Origin of the sequence: Micromonospora wenchangensis (assembly GCF_002210435.1) — a bacterium.
Classification (GTDB): Bacteria; Actinomycetota; Actinomycetes; order Mycobacteriales; family Micromonosporaceae; genus Micromonospora; species Micromonospora wenchangensis.
Genome location: NZ_MZMV01000010.1, coordinates 104,707 through 120,059, shown reverse-complemented (window position 1 = coordinate 120,059; position 15,353 = coordinate 104,707). Strand labels below are relative to the sequence as shown.

At 72.2% G+C, this 15,353-nt stretch carries 13 protein-coding genes and 1 tRNA gene; 9 read left to right on the top strand and 5 right to left on the bottom strand.

Annotated elements, in window-relative coordinates; all coding sequences use genetic code 11:
- Positions 1-87 precede the first annotated feature (87 nt).
- Together cysS and rlmB are read left to right on the top strand one after the other, a co-directional pair.
- Positions 88-1,503 carry a cysteine--tRNA ligase gene (gene cysS, locus B5D80_RS08455; RefSeq protein WP_088643282.1) on the top strand — a complete coding sequence of 472 codons (1,416 nt, stop codon included), beginning with the start codon at positions 88-90 and terminating at the stop codon, positions 1,501-1,503.
- The gene (gene rlmB / locus B5D80_RS08450; protein WP_088643229.1) at positions 1,503-2,648 is read left to right on the top strand and encodes a 23S rRNA (guanosine(2251)-2'-O)-methyltransferase RlmB; all 1,146 of its coding nucleotides are present in this window, start codon (positions 1,503-1,505) and stop codon (positions 2,646-2,648) included. Before cysS ends, rlmB begins: the two co-directional genes overlap by 1 nt.
- Before the next feature lie 89 nt (positions 2,649-2,737).
- Here rlmB and B5D80_RS08445 read toward each other — a convergent pair whose 3' ends face one another.
- Positions 2,738-3,829 carry an ABC transporter ATP-binding protein gene (locus B5D80_RS08445; protein WP_088643228.1) on the bottom strand — a complete coding sequence of 364 codons (1,092 nt, stop codon included), beginning with the start codon at positions 3,827-3,829 and terminating at the stop codon, positions 2,738-2,740.
- Between the two features lie 365 nt (positions 3,830-4,194).
- On the opposite strand from B5D80_RS08445, the gene B5D80_RS08440 reads away from it, so the two are divergent.
- From B5D80_RS08440 to B5D80_RS08425, 4 genes are all read left to right on the top strand, one after another.
- Positions 4,195-4,271, top strand: a tRNA-Thr gene (locus B5D80_RS08440).
- A 179-nt stretch (positions 4,272-4,450) separates the two neighbouring features.
- Entirely contained in the window at positions 4,451-4,855 is a 405-nt protein-coding gene (locus tag B5D80_RS08435) for a helix-turn-helix domain-containing protein (RefSeq protein WP_088643227.1), read from the top strand.
- A gap of 35 nt (positions 4,856-4,890) precedes the next feature.
- Entirely contained in the window at positions 4,891-5,310 is a 420-nt protein-coding gene (locus B5D80_RS08430) for a VOC family protein (protein WP_088643226.1), read from the top strand.
- A 58-nt stretch (positions 5,311-5,368) separates the two neighbouring features.
- Complete coding sequence (locus B5D80_RS08425; RefSeq protein WP_211291432.1) at positions 5,369-5,803, top strand: ASCH domain-containing protein; 435 nt, start codon at positions 5,369-5,371, stop codon at positions 5,801-5,803.
- A gap of 18 nt (positions 5,804-5,821) precedes the next feature.
- Here the strand turns inward: B5D80_RS08425 and B5D80_RS08420 are convergent, their stop codons facing one another.
- Positions 5,822-6,445: a hypothetical protein gene (locus B5D80_RS08420; protein ID WP_144081609.1), complete on the bottom strand. Its 624-nt coding sequence runs from the start codon at positions 6,443-6,445 to the stop codon at positions 5,822-5,824.
- A gap of 128 nt (positions 6,446-6,573) precedes the next feature.
- Entirely contained in the window at positions 6,574-7,113 is a 540-nt protein-coding gene (locus B5D80_RS08415) for a hypothetical protein (protein WP_088643223.1), read from the bottom strand.
- Positions 7,114-7,281: 168 nt separating this feature from the next.
- Between B5D80_RS08415 and B5D80_RS08410 the strand changes: the two genes are divergently transcribed.
- Together B5D80_RS08410 and B5D80_RS08405 are read left to right on the top strand one after the other, a co-directional pair.
- Positions 7,282-9,663, top strand: a complete 2,382-nt coding sequence (locus B5D80_RS08410) for a M4 family metallopeptidase (RefSeq protein WP_088643222.1) — start codon at positions 7,282-7,284, stop codon at positions 9,661-9,663.
- 105 nt (positions 9,664-9,768) lie between these two features.
- Positions 9,769-10,533 (top strand): enoyl-CoA hydratase/isomerase family protein, encoded by a 765-nt coding sequence (locus tag B5D80_RS08405; protein ID WP_088643221.1) that lies wholly within the window; start codon positions 9,769-9,771, stop codon positions 10,531-10,533.
- A gap of 235 nt (positions 10,534-10,768) precedes the next feature.
- Here the strand turns inward: B5D80_RS08405 and B5D80_RS08400 are convergent, their stop codons facing one another.
- Both B5D80_RS08400 and B5D80_RS08395 read right to left on the bottom strand, forming a co-directional pair.
- Positions 10,769-11,212, bottom strand: a complete 444-nt coding sequence (locus tag B5D80_RS08400; RefSeq protein ID WP_088643220.1) for an HNH endonuclease — start codon at positions 11,210-11,212, stop codon at positions 10,769-10,771.
- Between the two features lie 384 nt (positions 11,213-11,596).
- A complete protein-coding gene (locus B5D80_RS08395; RefSeq protein ID WP_088643219.1) occupies positions 11,597-12,544 on the bottom strand; it encodes a hypothetical protein in 948 nt (315 codons plus the stop codon).
- A 221-nt stretch (positions 12,545-12,765) separates the two neighbouring features.
- On the opposite strand from B5D80_RS08395, the gene adhE reads away from it, so the two are divergent.
- Positions 12,766-15,339, top strand: a complete 2,574-nt coding sequence (adhE, locus tag B5D80_RS08390) for a bifunctional acetaldehyde-CoA/alcohol dehydrogenase (RefSeq protein WP_088643218.1) — start codon at positions 12,766-12,768, stop codon at positions 15,337-15,339.
- The last annotated feature ends 14 nt before the right edge of the window (positions 15,340-15,353 follow it).

Sequence of the window (15,353 nt, the reverse complement as noted above, 5' to 3'; positions counted from 1 at the left end):
GTCGGGGGCCGCCGTCGTCTCCACAGCAGGCAGCGTACGACCCGGCTCGGGCCGACCCGGGGGAGCACGGACAGCTACCCTGGTACGGTGACGCTACGCCTGTATGACACCGCCGCCCGATCGGTGCGGGACTTCGTTCCGCGGCAAGCCGGCAAGGTGGGCGTCTACCTGTGTGGTCTCACCCTCCAGGCGCCGCCGCACATCGGCCATCTTCGCTCCGGCGTCAACTACGACGTGTTGCGGCGCTGGCTGTCGGCCGCCGGCTTCGAGGTCACCTTCATCCGCAACGTGACCGACATCGACGACAAGATCCTCGTCAAGGCGCAGGAGCAGGGCCGCCCGTTCTGGTCCATCGCGTACGCCAACGAGCTGGTCCTGGCCCGCTCCTACCGGGCGTTGAACGTGCTGCCGCCGACGTACGAGCCGAGGGCGACCGGGCACATCCCGGAGATGCACGAGCTGATCGCCCGGCTGATCGAGACCGGTCACGCCTACCCGGCCACCGACGGCTCCGGCGACGTCTACTTCGACGTGGCCTCCTGGCCGGCGTACGGGTCGCTGTCCGGTCAGTCGCCTGACGACATGCAGTCCGCCGGGGACGCCCCGGAGCGCGGCAAGCGGGACCCCCGGGACTTCGCGCTGTGGAAGGGCGTCAAGCCGGACGAGCCGGCCGACGCCTACTGGCCCTCCCCGTGGGGTCGGGGCCGTCCCGGCTGGCACATCGAGTGCTCGGCGATGTGCCTGCGTTACCTCGGCGCGGAGTTCGACATCCACGGCGGCGGGCTCGACCTGACCTTCCCGCACCACGAGAACGAGATCGCCCAGTCGCAGGCCGCCGGGCTGCCCTTCGCCCGCTGGTGGGTGCACCACGGGCTGCTCAGCATCGGCGGCGCCAAGATGGGCAAGTCGCTCGGCAACGCCCTCGACCTCGACTACGTCGACTCGCTCGGGGTGCGCCCGGTGGAGCTGCGCTACTACTACGCGGCGGCGCACTACCGGTCCCGGATCGACTACTCGGAGGACGCGCTGCGCGAGGCCGCGGTGGCGTACCGGCGGATCGAGGGGTTCGTCCAGCGGGCCGTGGAGCGGGTCGGCGCGGGGCAGCTCGGTGAGCTGCCCGCCGGGTTCGTGGCCGCGATGGACGACGACCTGAACACCTCGGCCGCGCTCGCCGTTCTCCAGGCGACCCTGCGGGACGGCAACACCGCGCTGGCCGACGGCGACGATGTGACGGTCCGCACCACCCTCGCCGCCACCCGGGCGATGCTGGATATCCTCGGCGTCGACCCCCTCGACCCGGCCTGGACCGGTGGCGGTCGTGTCGACGACCTGCGGGGCGTGGTTGACTCCCTGGTCGCGTTGGCCCTGGAGCAGCGCGCGCAGGCCCGCAGCCGCAAGGACTGGGCGGCCGCGGACGCCGTACGCGACCAGCTCAAGCAGGCCGGCGTGGTGGTCGAGGACACCCCGCAGGGCCCCCGTTGGACTATTGGAGAGCAGGACTGATGGCCGGCAACTCGCAGCGCCGTGGCCGGCGACTGACGTCGAAGGCGGGTGCCCCCAAGGGCTCCGGCGGCAAGAACAAGGACTCCCTCGCGGGCCGGGGCAAGACCCTGCCCGCCGACGAGCGTCCCTGGCACAAGGCGTACTCGGGGACCGAGAAGCTGCCCCAGCGCACCGCCTGGAAGCAGGACAAGGAGCGCCGGGCGGCGGCGGAGGAGGGCCGCGCCCCCAAGATCGGTCAGCCGGGCACCAAGGACACCACCTGGGGCAGGGGCACCCGGGGCGTGGCCCCCGTCCGGGCCGGCGGCGGTGGTCGGTCCGGCGCGGGTGGCCGGGGTGGTGCCGGCGCGGGCCGCAGTGGTCCCCGGGTCGCGCCGGGGCGGAAGTCCAATCCGTCGCGGGACAGCCCGGAGCTGTTGGTGGGCCGGAACCCGGTGCTGGAGTCGCTGCGCGCCCAGGTGCCGGCGACCGCCCTCTACACCGCGCAGGGCATCGACGCCGACGACCGGGTCAACGAGATCACCCGTACGGCCGCCGACCGGGGCATCGCCATCCTGGAGATCAGCCGGGCCGAGCTGGACCGGATGACCGGCGGCGTGCTGCACCAGGGTGTCGGTCTCCAGGTGCCGCCGTTCGCCTACGAACTGTTCGAGGATCTGCTGGCGGCCTCCCTGGAGCAGCCCGCTCCGCTGCTGGTCGCGCTGGACGGGGTCACCGACCCGCGCAACCTGGGTGCGGTGATCCGGTCCGCCGCCGCGTTCGGCGCGCAGGGCGTGTTCGTACCGGAGCGGCGGGCTGCCGGGATCACCGCGACCGCCTGGCGGACCAGTGCCGGCGCGGCGGCGCGGGTGCCGGTCGCCCAGGTCACCAACCTGACCCGGTCGTTGAAGGCGTGTCAGGACGCCGGCTTCATGGTGGTCGGCCTGGACGCCGACGGCGACACCGACCTGTACGACCTGGAGGCCGCCGTCGGCCCGCTGGTCGTGGTGGTCGGCTCCGAGGGGCGCGGGCTGTCCCGGCTGGTCGGGGAGACGTGTGACCTGACCGTCAGCATCCCGATGATCTCCGACGTGGAGTCGTTGAACGCCAGCGTCGCCGCCGCCGTCACCCTCGCCGAGGTGGCCCGCCGCCGCGCTGCGGAGGGCTGATCCGGCGCGGGCACCCGTGCCCGGGACGAAGACACGACGAGAAGGGGCGGCCCGCCGAAGCGGACCGCCCCTTCTTCCGTGCGGTGGGATCAGATGCGGTGGCCGGTGGCCGCGTTGAAGACGTGGCTGCGGCCGGCACGCGGCTTGACGAACACGGTGTCACCCATGTTCGGCATGTTCCGCCGGTCGGTGCGGACCACGAAACGCTCCTCGTGACCCTCCAGCGCGGCGTGGCCGTAGACGTTGGCGTCCGAGCCGAGGTCCTCGACCAGCTCGACCACGACCGGCATGCCGCCCTCGGTGGGGCTGACCAGGTCGCAGTCCTCGGGGCGGAAGCCGACGGTGACCCGGTTGTCGCCACCCTCGCTGCGGGCCGCCTCGACCTGCTCGCGGGTCAGCGGGATGTGCATCTCGGCGAAGGCCGCACCCCGCTCGTTCAGCGGAACGGTCTTGATGTTCATGGCGGGGGAGCCCATGAAGCCGGCGACGAACACGTTGGCCGGGGTGTCGTAGAGCGCCCGCGGGGTGTCCACCTGCTGGAGGACGCCGTCGAGCATGACCGCCACCCGGTGGCCCATGGTCATGGCCTCGACCTGGTCGTGGGTGACGTAGACCGTGGTGATGCCCAGCTTGGCCTGGAGCGAGGCGATCTGGGTACGGGTCTGCACGCGGAGCTTGGCGTCGAGGTTCGACAGCGGCTCGTCCATGAGGAAGACCTGCGGCTCGCGGACGATCGCCCGGCCCATCGCGACCCGCTGGCGCTGACCGCCGGAGAGCGCCTTCGGCTTGCGGCTGAGGTACTCCTCCAGCTGGAGCAGGCCGGCGGCCTCCTTGACCCGCCGGTCGATCTCGGCCTTCGGGGTCTTGCGCAGCTTGAGGGCGAACGCCATGTTCTCGTACACCGACATGTGCGGGTAGAGGGCGTAGTTCTGGAAGACCATCGCGATGTCGCGGGCCTTCGGCGGGAGGTGGGTGACGTCCCGGTCGTCGATGTAGATCGCGCCGTCGTCGACGTCCTCCAGGCCGGCGAGCATCCGCAGGCTGGTGGACTTGCCGCAACCCGACGGGCCGACCAGGACGAGGAACTCGCCGTCGCCGATCTGGAGGTCGAGCTGGTTGACGGCGGGGCGTTCGGTGCCCGGGTAGATCCGGGACGCCTTCGCGTACGTGACCGTAGCCATGGTGGTGCGCTTCCTTTCACCGGCAGGAACGTGCCGGACGATCCGAGTGAAGGAGCTGTCGGCACCCACGGTGCCGACCCGCGGACCACATCCGGAGGCAGCCTTGACCGACCCCGGGTGTCATCCGTGTCACTGCACGGTAAACGGGATTTCCAGCTGTGCCAAGACGGGATACACCGAGTGGGACGGACGGCATACGCATTTCGGTCAGGCGGGCACGGCCGGGCATCAATCCCCTCGCCTGACGGGGCTCCGGTGCGTCGATTCGTCGGCGGCGCGGGCGTGGGATTGACGTTTTCCATGCTCGGGCACCCTGCCGGCCGGGATTTCCCGACGTCAGTCGCTATGCTGACCTCGCACCACGCGCCCCTGTAGCTCAGCTGGCCAGAGCACTCGCCTTGTAAGCGAGATGTCGCCGGTTCGATCCCGGCCGGGGGCTCCAATTCCACAGCACGGCCGCCACTGGCGTTGCCGCTTGTCGATCCGTCGGCGGCGCGCGGGAGCGGCCGACGCCCGCTCCGGCTCCCCGCCGGGGCGTCGACGCCCCGGCGCGGGCCCCACCGGCCGGGTCCGGCTGGGTAACCTGGGTCGGCGCGAAACGGGGACGACGGGCGGGGGCCGATGAGTCGTGCGGTGGAGCAGTCGAACCGGGCAATGTTGCGGGCCCGGGACGCGATGGACCGGGCGTACGCCGAACCGCTGGACATCCCGGCGCTGGCCCGGATCGCGCTGGTGTCCGAGGCGCACTTCATCCGTACCTTCCGGGCCACCTTCGGCGAGACCCCGCACCGCTACCTGCAACGACGTCGGGTGGAACGGGCGATGTCGATGCTGGTGGAGACCGGCCGGGACGTCACCGACATCTGTTTCGCCGTCGGGTTCAGCAGTCTCGGCTCGTTCAGCCGCACCTTCCGGCAGATCGTGGGCGAGTCACCCAGCGAGTACCGCAGCCGCCGGTCGGCAGGCGACGCGACGGTGCCGAGCTGCTTCACCAAGGCCTGGACCAGGCCCAGCAGTTTTGGATAAGCAGCAGGTCAGCGGCCTGGCATAGCGTTCCGGGCATGACGATGAACGCGATCACCCGCTCCCAGCTCTACGTCCTCGACCAGGACGAGGCGCTCGACTTCTACGTCGGCAAGCTGGGCTTCGAGGTCAACACCGACCAGGATCTGGGCTTCATGCGGTGGCTGACGGTCAACGTGCCCGGCGACCCGCAGCGGGAGGTGCTGCTGGAGAAGCCCGGCCCGCCCGCGCTGGACCCGGCGACCGCCGAGCAGGTCCGGGAGCTGCTGACCAAGGGCGCGATCGGCGGGTGGCTGAGCATCACCACCGACGACGCGCACAAGACGTACGAGGATCTGGTCGCCAAGGGCGTCGACATCACCGACGAGCCGACCGAGCGGCCGTACGGCATCGACTTCGGCATCCGTGACCCGTTCGGCAACCGGATCCGGATCGGCCAGATGTTCCCCCGGGCCTGACCCGGCGACGCCCGTATCGCGGGTGCGGGCGGGGTGGTCACCGGGCTACCGTCGCCCGGTGACCACGCCGAGTTCTTCCGACCTGCCGAAATGCGAGTTCGCCTTCCCCGGCCCGCTGCGTGACCAGCTCGTCGCCGCCGTGCTCAGCGGGGCGAAGACCTCCACCACGGGCCTGCTCCAGGACTACGAGCGCGACGGCGAGCCGTTACCGGTGGTGGGCGACCGGTCGGTGGTGGTCGACTCCGCCGACCGGCCGGTCGCGGTGATCGAGGTGACCGGGGTGCGGGTGGTCCGGCTCGGCGACGTCGACCTCGACCACGCCCGTGACGAGGGGGAGGGGTACGACTCGATGGCGGCCTGGCGGGCCGGCCACGAGGAGTACTGGCACGGGTCGGACTACCTGGGCTGGCTGGGTGATCCCGGGTTCCGGGTGGACGACGACACCCTCGCCGTCGTCGAACGCTTCCGGGTGGTGCCGGGCGTCCCCGGTTGACCCGGGGTGGCGGGCCGGTCAGCCGGTGGGCTGTTCCAGCTCGTCGCGGATGGTGAGGAAGTCCTCCTTGCGGTCCGGCTGTTTGGTGGCGGTCAGGAACACCACCACCCCGGCGACCTCCGGGTCGGCCCAGGCGCAGGCGGTGAGGTGGCCCTCGTCGGCGGTCCGCCCGCGCCCACACCGGGCCTCGCCGCCGTACCTGCCGAACTCCACCGACCGGGGCTTCGGAATCCGGTACGGCTTGAGCAGCCGGTCCAGTGTGGCCTGCGGGTCGGCGACGGTGCCCGAGACGGCGCTCACCACGATCGTCTCGGGGGCGGGCCGACCCCGCCCGTAGACCCCCTCGACGGTGCTGGTGGCCGGGGTGGCCTCGCGGGTCAGCTCGTTGAGCCGGAACCGGGGCAGCCCGGCGGGCAGTGGCGTACCCGAGCGGGGCAGCCCCAGCAGGGTGTCCGGGGTCCGTAGCGTCCGCGCCACCGGTGTCGGGGCGGGGTCGGCGGTCCGTTCGACGTCGGCGACCGCGCAGCCCGCGACGAGGATGGTGGCGACCACCGCCGGCAGCAACCCGACCCGGCCGAGCATCCGGCGCGGGCCGGCCGGGCGCGACGGGTGGCGCGGACCGGCGGGTCGTCTCTTCGGCACAACGCTCCTCGCACGAATCGGAGCGGGTAGGTTATCCGACCAGTGTCACCCCCGGGCGGTGTCCGCCCCCGCAGGCCGCCGTGAGCCGCGCCACCGCTGGCCGGAAGCGGGGGAGGACCGGATCGCGGTCAGCCGGTGGTGGTCTTCAGCAGCAGCGCGGCCAGTTCCTGGGTGGCGGCCGGTGGCTGCGGGCCGGTCGGGCAGTCGGTCCAGTCGACGCGGGTCGTCCCGACGGTGAGCTGATAGCGGTACGTGTCGGCGCAGCCGTCGTCGGACGGGGTGCCGGCACCGCCGCGGGTGGCCGGGCCGACGAGCATCCGGAGCCGGTCGAGGGCCGCCGGGTCGAGCCGGCCGGCACGTGTCGCGCCGGCCCGGTCGGTCGTGGTCCACCTGCCGTCGGGCTCGACGGTCACCGTGTCCCGGTTGCCGGCGAAACCGCCGGAGCGGGTCAGGACGACCCGGTCCGCGCCCGCGTCCCGGGTGCCGGGGTCGCCGGGCGTGCCGGTCGCCGGGGTCCCGGCCGGGGTGCCTGTGGTGGCGGTTCCGCCGGAGGTCGCAGCGGTAGTGGCCGCTGGTGGCGCGGGGGTTCCCGGCTCGTCTGCTGAGCAGCCGGTCAGTAGCGCGGCGGTGGCCGCGAGCGCGGTCAGGACCAGGGCGGATGATCTCATCCCGATCGGACGCGTATCGACGTCAATCGGTTCCCTGGGCAAGACCCCTCCCCCGTTCGGCCAGTGTCGTGTCATGGAACCGCTCCATCCCTTCTCTTTTCCCGGGTGTATCGCTATATCTACATGCGTGACTACCCCCGTCACATCTTTCCCTTGCCAGGAGGGCACGTGAAAAGACCCCTCGCCGCCGTCAGCGCAGCTCTGCTCACCAGCGGAATGCTGACCTGCGTCGCCACCGCAGCGCACGCGGCTCCCCCCGCCCCCGATGCCGCCCCCGCCGCCCGCGCCGAGAGCCTGCTGCGCAGCAACCCGGGCGTGGTCCAGGGCACCGGCGCGGAGGCGTACCAGGCGGTCCGCACCAAGGTCGATGCCAACGGCGCGGCGCACACCCGCTACACCCGTACCTACCAGGGGTTGCGGGTGTACGGCGGTGACTTCGTCATCCACACCGCGCCCAACGGCACCCTCGCCGGCACCTCGGTCGGCCTGGCCGCCCCGCTGACCCTCGGCACGACCGCCAAGATCAGCCCGGCGGCGGCCGCCGCGACGGCCCGCAAGGCGTTCTCCGGCAAGATCACCGAGGTGGGTACGCCGGAACTCTTCGTCGACGCCACCTCCGGCAAGGGCCGGCTCGCCTGGGAGACCGTGCTGTCCGGCTGGAAGGCCGACCAGCAGACCCCGTCGAAGCTGCACGTGATCACCGACGCCGTCACCGGCCGGGTCATCGGCGCGCACGACGAGATCGAGTCGGTGGTCGGCAGCGGCCAGGGCATCTACACCGGCTCGGTCAGCATCGACACCACGCTCTCCGGCAGCACCTACCAGATGATCGACCCGTCGCACGGCAACGGCCGCACCTGCGACATGAACAACGGCACCACCACCTGCACCACGTTCACCGACGCCGACAACGTCTGGGGCGACGGCACCAACGCCAACCGGCAGTCCGCCGGCGTCGACGCCCACTTCGGCGCGGCCAAGACGTTCGACTACTTCAAGAACGTGCACGGCCGCAACGGCATCTTCGGCAACGGCGCGGGCGTGCCGAGCCGGGTGCACTACGGCCGCAACTACATCAACGCCTTCTGGGACGGCGCCCAGATGACCTACGGCGACGGCGCCAGCAACTCCCGGCCGCTGGTCTCCCTCGACGTGGCCGGCCACGAGATGAGCCACGGCGTCACCGAGGCCGTCTCCGGCCTGGTCTACTCCGGCGAGTCGGGCGGCCTCAACGAGTCCACCAGCGACATCTTCGGCAACATGGTCGAGTTCTACGCCGCCGCGCCGAGCGACCCGGGCGACTACCAGGTCGGCGAGAAGATCAACATCAACGGCAACGGCACCCCGCTGCGCTACATGTACAACCCGTCGCTGGACGGCTCGTCCGACTCGTGCTGGACCACCAGCACCAAGAACAAGGACGTGCACTACTCCTCCGGCGTCGGCAACCACTTCTTCTTCAACCTCGCCGAGGGCACCGGCGCCACGTCGTACGGCACCTCGCCGGTCTGCGGCTCCGCCCCGGCGGTCACCGGCATCGGCCGGGAGAAGGCCGAGAAGATCTGGTTCCGCGCGCTGGACGTGTACTTCACCTCCAACACGTCGTACGTCAACACCAGCACCCCGTCGAACACCGCCCGCGCGTACAGCCTCAAGGCGGCGACCGACCTGTACGGCAGCTGCTCCACCGAGTACAAGGCCGTCCAGGCGGCGTGGACCGCGGTGGCCGTCTCCGGCAGCGACGCCCCCTGCTCCTCGACCGGTAACGACTTCTCCGTCTCGCTCTCCCCGACCTCCGGTTCGGTGACCGCGGGCGGCTCGGTTTCCACCACCGTCGCCACCGCGACCACCAGCGGCACCGCGCAGACCGTGACGTTCTCCGCGTCCGGCCTGCCGGCCGGCGCGACCGCGACGTTCAGCCCGGCCTCGGTGACCTCGGGCGCCGCGTCGACCCTGACCATCGCCACCTCGGCCAGCACCCCGGCCGGCAGCTACACGGTGACGGTCACCGGCACCGGTGCGGTGGCACACTCGGCCAGCTACGCGTTGACCGTCAGCAGCGTCGGTGGTGGCTGCACCGCCGGCCAGCTCCTGGGCAATCCCGGCTTCGAGTCCGGCAACACGGTCTGGGCGGCCAGCACCGGCGTCATCGGGCAGAACGGTGCCAGCCAGCCCACCCACGGCGGCACCTGGAACGCCTGGCTGGGCGGCACCGGTGGCACCCTGACCGAGACGCTCTCCCAGTCGGTGAGCCTGCCGGCCGGCTGCGCGACGTACAACTTCAGCTTCTGGCTGCACATCGACTCGCGGGAGGTCACCACCACGACCGCGTACGACAAGCTGACCGTGCAGGTGCTGAACTCCTCCGGCACCGTGCTGGCGACCCTGGCGACCTACTCGAACCTGAACAAGGCCACCGGGTACACCCAGCGCTCGTTCTCGCTGGCCGCGTACGCCGGCCAGAGCGTGACCCTGAAGTTCACCGGCACCGAGGACGCCTCGCTGCGGACGTCCTTCGTGGTCGACGACACCGCGCTCGACGTGTCCTGACCTGACCCCTGCGTCGGTGGGCCCGGCGGCCACCCCTCCCGGGTGGTCGTCGGGCCCGCGCCGTTATGGTCGCCGCACCGGTGACACGACGAGAGGGGTGCGACGGTGTCGGACGCGGAGTTGACCGTCGGGGTGACCGGCGCGGTGGCGACGGTGACCATCCGTAACCCCACCCGGCGCAACGCGATGACGCCGGCCATGTGGCGACGGCTGCCCGTGCTGCTGGACGGGCTGGAGGCCGACCCGGCCGTGCGCGCCCTGGTGCTCACCGGCGCCGACGGGGCGTTCTGCGCCGGTGCCGACCTCGGCGACCTCGACGAGCTGCTGGACGCGAACGGGGACGCGGGCATCGCGGTGGCCGCCGAGGAACGGCTGGCCGCGTTCGCCAAGCCCACCGTCGCGGCGGTGCAGGGCCCCTGCGTGGGCGGTGGCTGCCTGCTCGCGGTCGCCTGCGACCTGCGGATCGCCGCCCCGGACGCCCGGTTCGGGGTGCCGCCGGCCCGGCTCGGGCTGGTCTACCCGGCACCCACCACCCGGCGGCTGACCCGGCTCGTCGGCCCGTCCACGGCCAAGTTTCTGATCTTCACCGCCGAGCTGATCGACGCCGAACGGGCGCTGCGGGTCGGCCTGGCCGACGAGGTGGTCGACGACCTGCCCGGCCGGGTCACCGCGATCACCGCCGCCATCGCCGCCCGCTCCCAGCTCAGCATCGCCGCCGCCAAGGAGATCATCGACGACCGGGCCGGCCCGGCCCGGATCGCCTGGTGGCACGGGAAGGTGCGGGACAGCGGCGAGGCCCGCGAGGGCATCGCCGCCCACCACGAACGCCGTCCGCCCGACTTCCCGTGGTCCCCGTCCGCCGGTCGGTGACCCGGCCCGCCCGGCTGCCACCGTCGGGGTGGGTGCACGACCGTGGATGTAGTGGTAACGGAGCTGACGGATGCCACTACATCCGCGAAAGTGAGTCGATCACGCTGACGAGGGTCTGCGGCGGAAAGCGGTGGCGCGGGGCTGCGTTCCCGGGGGCCCGTCGTTGGCGGTGGGGCCGGCGGGCGTCGCACCGGGCGTACCCGACGCGACCCCCTGTGCCCGCCGGCCGGTCCGGTCACCGCCCGGCGAGGCTCGCCCAACTCGGCGTCGCCGGTTCCCGCCGCAGCGGCATGTCCGCCTCGGCCGGGGTCCGGTCACCCTTGCGCTGGTTGCACGGGTAACAGGCGGCGGTGGTGTTCCGCCAGGTGTTGCCACCACCGCGCGAACGGGGCAGCACGTGGTCGACGGTGCTGGCCGGCCCGCCGCAGTACGCGCACCGCCCACCGTCGCGGCGCAGCACCCCCGCCCGGGACCAGGCCGGGCCGGCGCTGAACCGCCAGCGGGTGACGACGTACCGGACGAGGCGGACCACCCGGGGGACGGGGAAGACCCCGATCACCCGGTCCGGTTCGGCCTCGTGGATCTCGGCGACCCGACGGCACAGCATCCGGATCGCGTGTTGGACGGTGACCCGGTGCAGCGGGCCGAGGTCGGCGTTGATGACGAGGACGGCGTCCACCGGGCTCTCCCTTCGCGGTCGGTGGGTCGATCGGGGTCGGCGGGCGGGGTCGGCGGTCCGCAGTGGGGCCGGCCCGGACCGGGCCGCCGCCGGAGGTCGGCCCGGACGACGAAGGCCGCCCGGTCCTCGGGTGGGACGGGGCGGCCGGCGCGTACGGGCACGCGTCAGTCGGGATTCCCGTCCCGGGGATGTTCGGCTCGACAACCGCCGACGGGTAGCGTCGACCACGCGCTGGTGAGGTGCGGCGACGTCATCGTGTGCTCCCGGTTCGACTGGTTGACCGTGCGCGGATCACGCTATGCGCGGCGGTGCGGGCGGGCAACGCATTTCGATGCCACCCGCCGGCCGTGCCTCCCCTTCGGGCTGCCGGACCGGCAGACCCGGTTACGAGCGGACCGACCAGACGGTGACGTCGACCGAGGCCGGCGACGCCTGGTAGCGGTTGCGGTCGATCCGGACGTAGTTGACCACCGTCGGGTCACCCGGGTCGGGCTGGCAGTAGGTGACCGGGGTGGGTTCGAGCTGTTCGAGGTCGATGCTCGCGTACCGCTGCGCCTTCGGGTTCCGGCAACCCTCGTAGCTGAGGTCGGTCGGGTCGTCGGTCCAGTCGTAGAGGGCGAGCTGGTGGTGCTGCGCCTGGAAGATCAGGGTGCCCGCGCCGGTGCCCCTCGCCACCCGGGGCTTCGGCAGGAAGTAGACCGAGTCGTCGGCGTGCAGGGTCCAGTGCGGTGCGCCCGCCGGTGGCACCCAGTCGGGCCCCCTGGTGGGCGTGGGGGTCGGTGGAGGGCCGGTCGTCGACCCGTCCGGGCCCGGCTCCGGGGTCGCCGGGGTGGTGGTGGGCGTCGCTCCGGACGGACCGGTGGTGGGTGTCGGCCCGACCGGGGTCGACGTGACGCCGGGGTCGGCCGACGCGGCGTCGACGGAGGCCGTGGGGGAGGTGCCCCGCGCGTCCGGCGTGCGGTCCGTCGGCCAGGAGAGCACGGTCACCGTACCGACGATCACCAACAGCAGCGCGGCGATCCCGGCCGGCAGCCGCCAGCGTCGCCAGCGGCGACGCAGCCCCGGGCCCGACCCGGTGCCGGCGGCCGGTGCCGGTGCGTCGGACGCGGCCGGGGTCGACCCCGGCGGCAGGGCGGCGGCGTCCGCCGCCGCCCGGGACAGCCGAGGGTCGATCGCGCTGAACAGGGACAACAGCCCGAGCGCGCTCGCGGCGAAGACGCCGGCCAGGCCCACCAGGGCGTTGGCCTTGTCGACCCCGATCCGCCAGGCCAGCACCGCCACCCCGATGGCGGCCACGGCGAGCAACGTGTAGGCCTTTCGCGGTCCCGTCATGCGAATCATGGTGGCCGGGGGCGGCGGGGCACGGTGTCGGGTAGGCGACGCTGTGTGGTCACCGCTCGACATCGGGACCTTCGGCTGACCGGACACGCCCGGGACGGCGTGACGACGGGACCTTTGGCCACCGTCGGACGGGTCCTTGCGCCCCACCGCCGAGACGGCCGTCGATGGATGCTGAAGGTGTCCGAGACGCCGCCAACCGCCGAGGTGAAAGCATGTCGACCGCACTCGCCACCACGATCGACGCCCTGGTCGCCGACGGCCTCAAGGCCCTGGCCGACTACGACCGGTACGACCAGGAGCAGATCGACCACATCGTCCGGAAGGCGTCGGTGGCCGCGCTGGACCGGCACGCCGCCCTCGCCCAGCTCGCCGTCGCCGAGACCGGGCGGGGGGTGTTCGAGGACAAGGCGGTGAAGAACATCTTCGCCTGCGAGCACGTCACGCACAGCATGGCGAAGACCCGTACCGTCGGGGTGATCGCCCGGGACGAGATCAGCGGGATCGTCGAGATCGCCGACCCGGTGGGCGTGGTCGCCGGGATCACCCCGGTCACCAACCCCACCTCGACCACCATCTTCAAGGCGCTGCTGGCGCTCAAGACCCGCAACCCGATCGTCTTCGCCTTCCACCCGGCGGCGCAGCGGTGCAGCGTCGAGGCCGCCCGCACGGTACGCGACGCGGCCGTCGCCGCCGGCGCCCCGGAACACTGCATCCAGTGGATCGAGGAGCCGTCGGTCGAGGCGACCACCGCGCTGATGCACCACCCCGGGATCGCCACCATCCTCGCCACCGGCGGCAACGCCATGGTGCGGGCCGCGTACTCGGCGGGCAAGCCGGCGCTCGGCGTGGGCGCGGGCAACGTGCCGGCCTGGATCGAGGCGACCGCCAAGCTCAAGCGCGCGGTCAACGACGTCGTGCTGTCCAAGTCGTTCGACAACGGCATGATCTGCGCCTCCGAGCAGGCCGTCATCCTCGACGCGGCGATCCACGACGCCGCCCTCGCGGAGTTCCGCACCCTGCACGCCCACCTGGCCACCCCGGCCGAGAAGGCCAAGCTGGAGGCGCTGCTGTTCCCCGCCGGCAAGCTCAACCCCGACGTGGTCGGCCGGACCGCCGCCTGGATCGCCGACGCCGCCGGGATCACCGTCGCCCCGGACACCTCGATCATCCTGGTCGAGGTCGACCGGGTCGGCCCCGACGAGCCGCTGACCCGGGAGAAGCTCTGCCCGGTGCTGGCGGTGCTGCGCGCCGACAGCCGCGAGCAGGGCCTTCGGTACGCCGAGCAGATGGTCGAGTTCCACGGGCTCGGGCACAGCGCGGTCATCCACACCGCCGACGAGGACCTGGTGGAGGAGTTCGGCCGCCGGGTCAAGGCGGTCCGGATCATCTGGAACTCGCCGGCCTCGCAGGGCGGCATCGGCGACATGTACAACGCGTTCCTGCCGTCGCTGACGCTGGGCTGCGGCAGCTACGGCCGTACCTCGGTGTCCGACAACGTCTCGGCGGTCAACCTGCTCAACATCAAGCGGATCGGCCGGCGGAACAACAACATGCAGTGGTTCAAGGTCCCGTCGAAGATCTTCTTCGAGGCGAACGCGATCCGCTACCTCGCCGAGATGCCCGACGTGCACCGGGTCACCGTGGTCACCGACGCCACCATGACCCGGCTCGGCTTCGTCGACCGGATCAACCGGGTGCTGCAACGTCGCCCCGAGCGGATCGCCCTCCAGATCATCGACGACGTGGAACCCGAGCCGAGCGTCGACACCGTCGACCGGGGTGCCGAGTTGATGCGGGCCTTCCGGCCGGACACCATCGTCGCCCTCGGCGGCGGCTCGGCGATGGACGCCGCCAAGGTGATGTGGCTGCGCTACGAGCACCCGGACGTGGTCTTCGACGACATGCGGGAGAAGTTCTTCGACATCCGCAAGCGCGCCTTCACCTTCCCCACCCTCGGCGCGCTGGCCCGGCTGGTGTGCGTGCCGACCACGTCGGGCACCGGCGCGGAGGTCACCCCGTTCGCGGTGATCACCGACCACCGCACCGGCAAGAAGTACCCGCTGGCCGACTACGCGCTCACCCCGACCGTGGCGATCGTCGACCCGGTGCTGACCGCCAGCATGCCGGCGACCATCGCCGCCGACAGCGGCTTCGACGCGCTCACCCACGCCATCGAGGCGTACGTGTCGGTGTACGCGAACGACTTCACCGACGGGCTCGCCCTGCACGCCATCCGGCTGATCTTCGGCAACCTGGAACGGGCGGTGGTCGACGCCGACCCCGAGGCGCGGGAACGGATGCACAACGCGGGCACCATCGCCGGGATGGCGTTCGGCAGCGCCTTCCTCGGCATCGTGCACGCCATGTCGCACACCCTCGGCGCGACGTTCCACATCGCCCACGGCCGGACCAACGCGGTGCTGCTGCCGCACGTGATCCGCTACAACGGCACCGTCCCGGCGAAGCTGTCCGGCTGGCCGCGCTACGAGAGCTACCGGGCACCGGAACGGTTCGCCGAGATCGCCGCCCAGCTCGGCCTGCCGGCGGGCACCCCGGCGGAAGGGGTGGCGTCGCTGGCCGACGCGGTGGAACGGCTGCGCGACGCGGTCGGCATCGAACCGTCGTTCGCCGCGATCGGCGTCGACCGGGCGGCGTTCGAGGCGGCGCTGCCGCAGCAGGCCCTCAACGCCTACGAGGACCAGTGCGCCCCGGCGAACCCCCGGATGCCGATGCTCGACGACATGCAGCAGCTCATGCGGGACGCGTACCACGGCACGGCGCGCTGACCGCCCGGCCCCAC

Bases quoted from the DNA above. Each gene is read 5' to 3' on its own strand.
- rlmB (WP_088643229.1), top strand. From the start codon at position 1,503: ATGGCCGGCAACTCGCAGCGCCGTGGCCGGCGACTGACGTCGAAGGCG.
- B5D80_RS08445 (WP_088643228.1), bottom strand. From the start codon at position 3,829: ATGGCTACGGTCACGTACGCGAAGGCGTCCCGGATCTACCCGGGCACC.
- B5D80_RS08435 (WP_088643227.1), top strand. From the start codon at position 4,451: ATGAGTCGTGCGGTGGAGCAGTCGAACCGGGCAATGTTGCGGGCCCGG.
- B5D80_RS08430 (WP_088643226.1), top strand. From the start codon at position 4,891: ATGACGATGAACGCGATCACCCGCTCCCAGCTCTACGTCCTCGACCAG.
- B5D80_RS08415 (WP_088643223.1), bottom strand. From the start codon at position 7,113: ATGAGATCATCCGCCCTGGTCCTGACCGCGCTCGCGGCCACCGCCGCG.
- B5D80_RS08395 (WP_088643219.1), bottom strand. From the start codon at position 12,544: ATGACGGGACCGCGAAAGGCCTACACGTTGCTCGCCGTGGCCGCCATC.
- adhE (WP_088643218.1), top strand. From the start codon at position 12,766: ATGTCGACCGCACTCGCCACCACGATCGACGCCCTGGTCGCCGACGGC.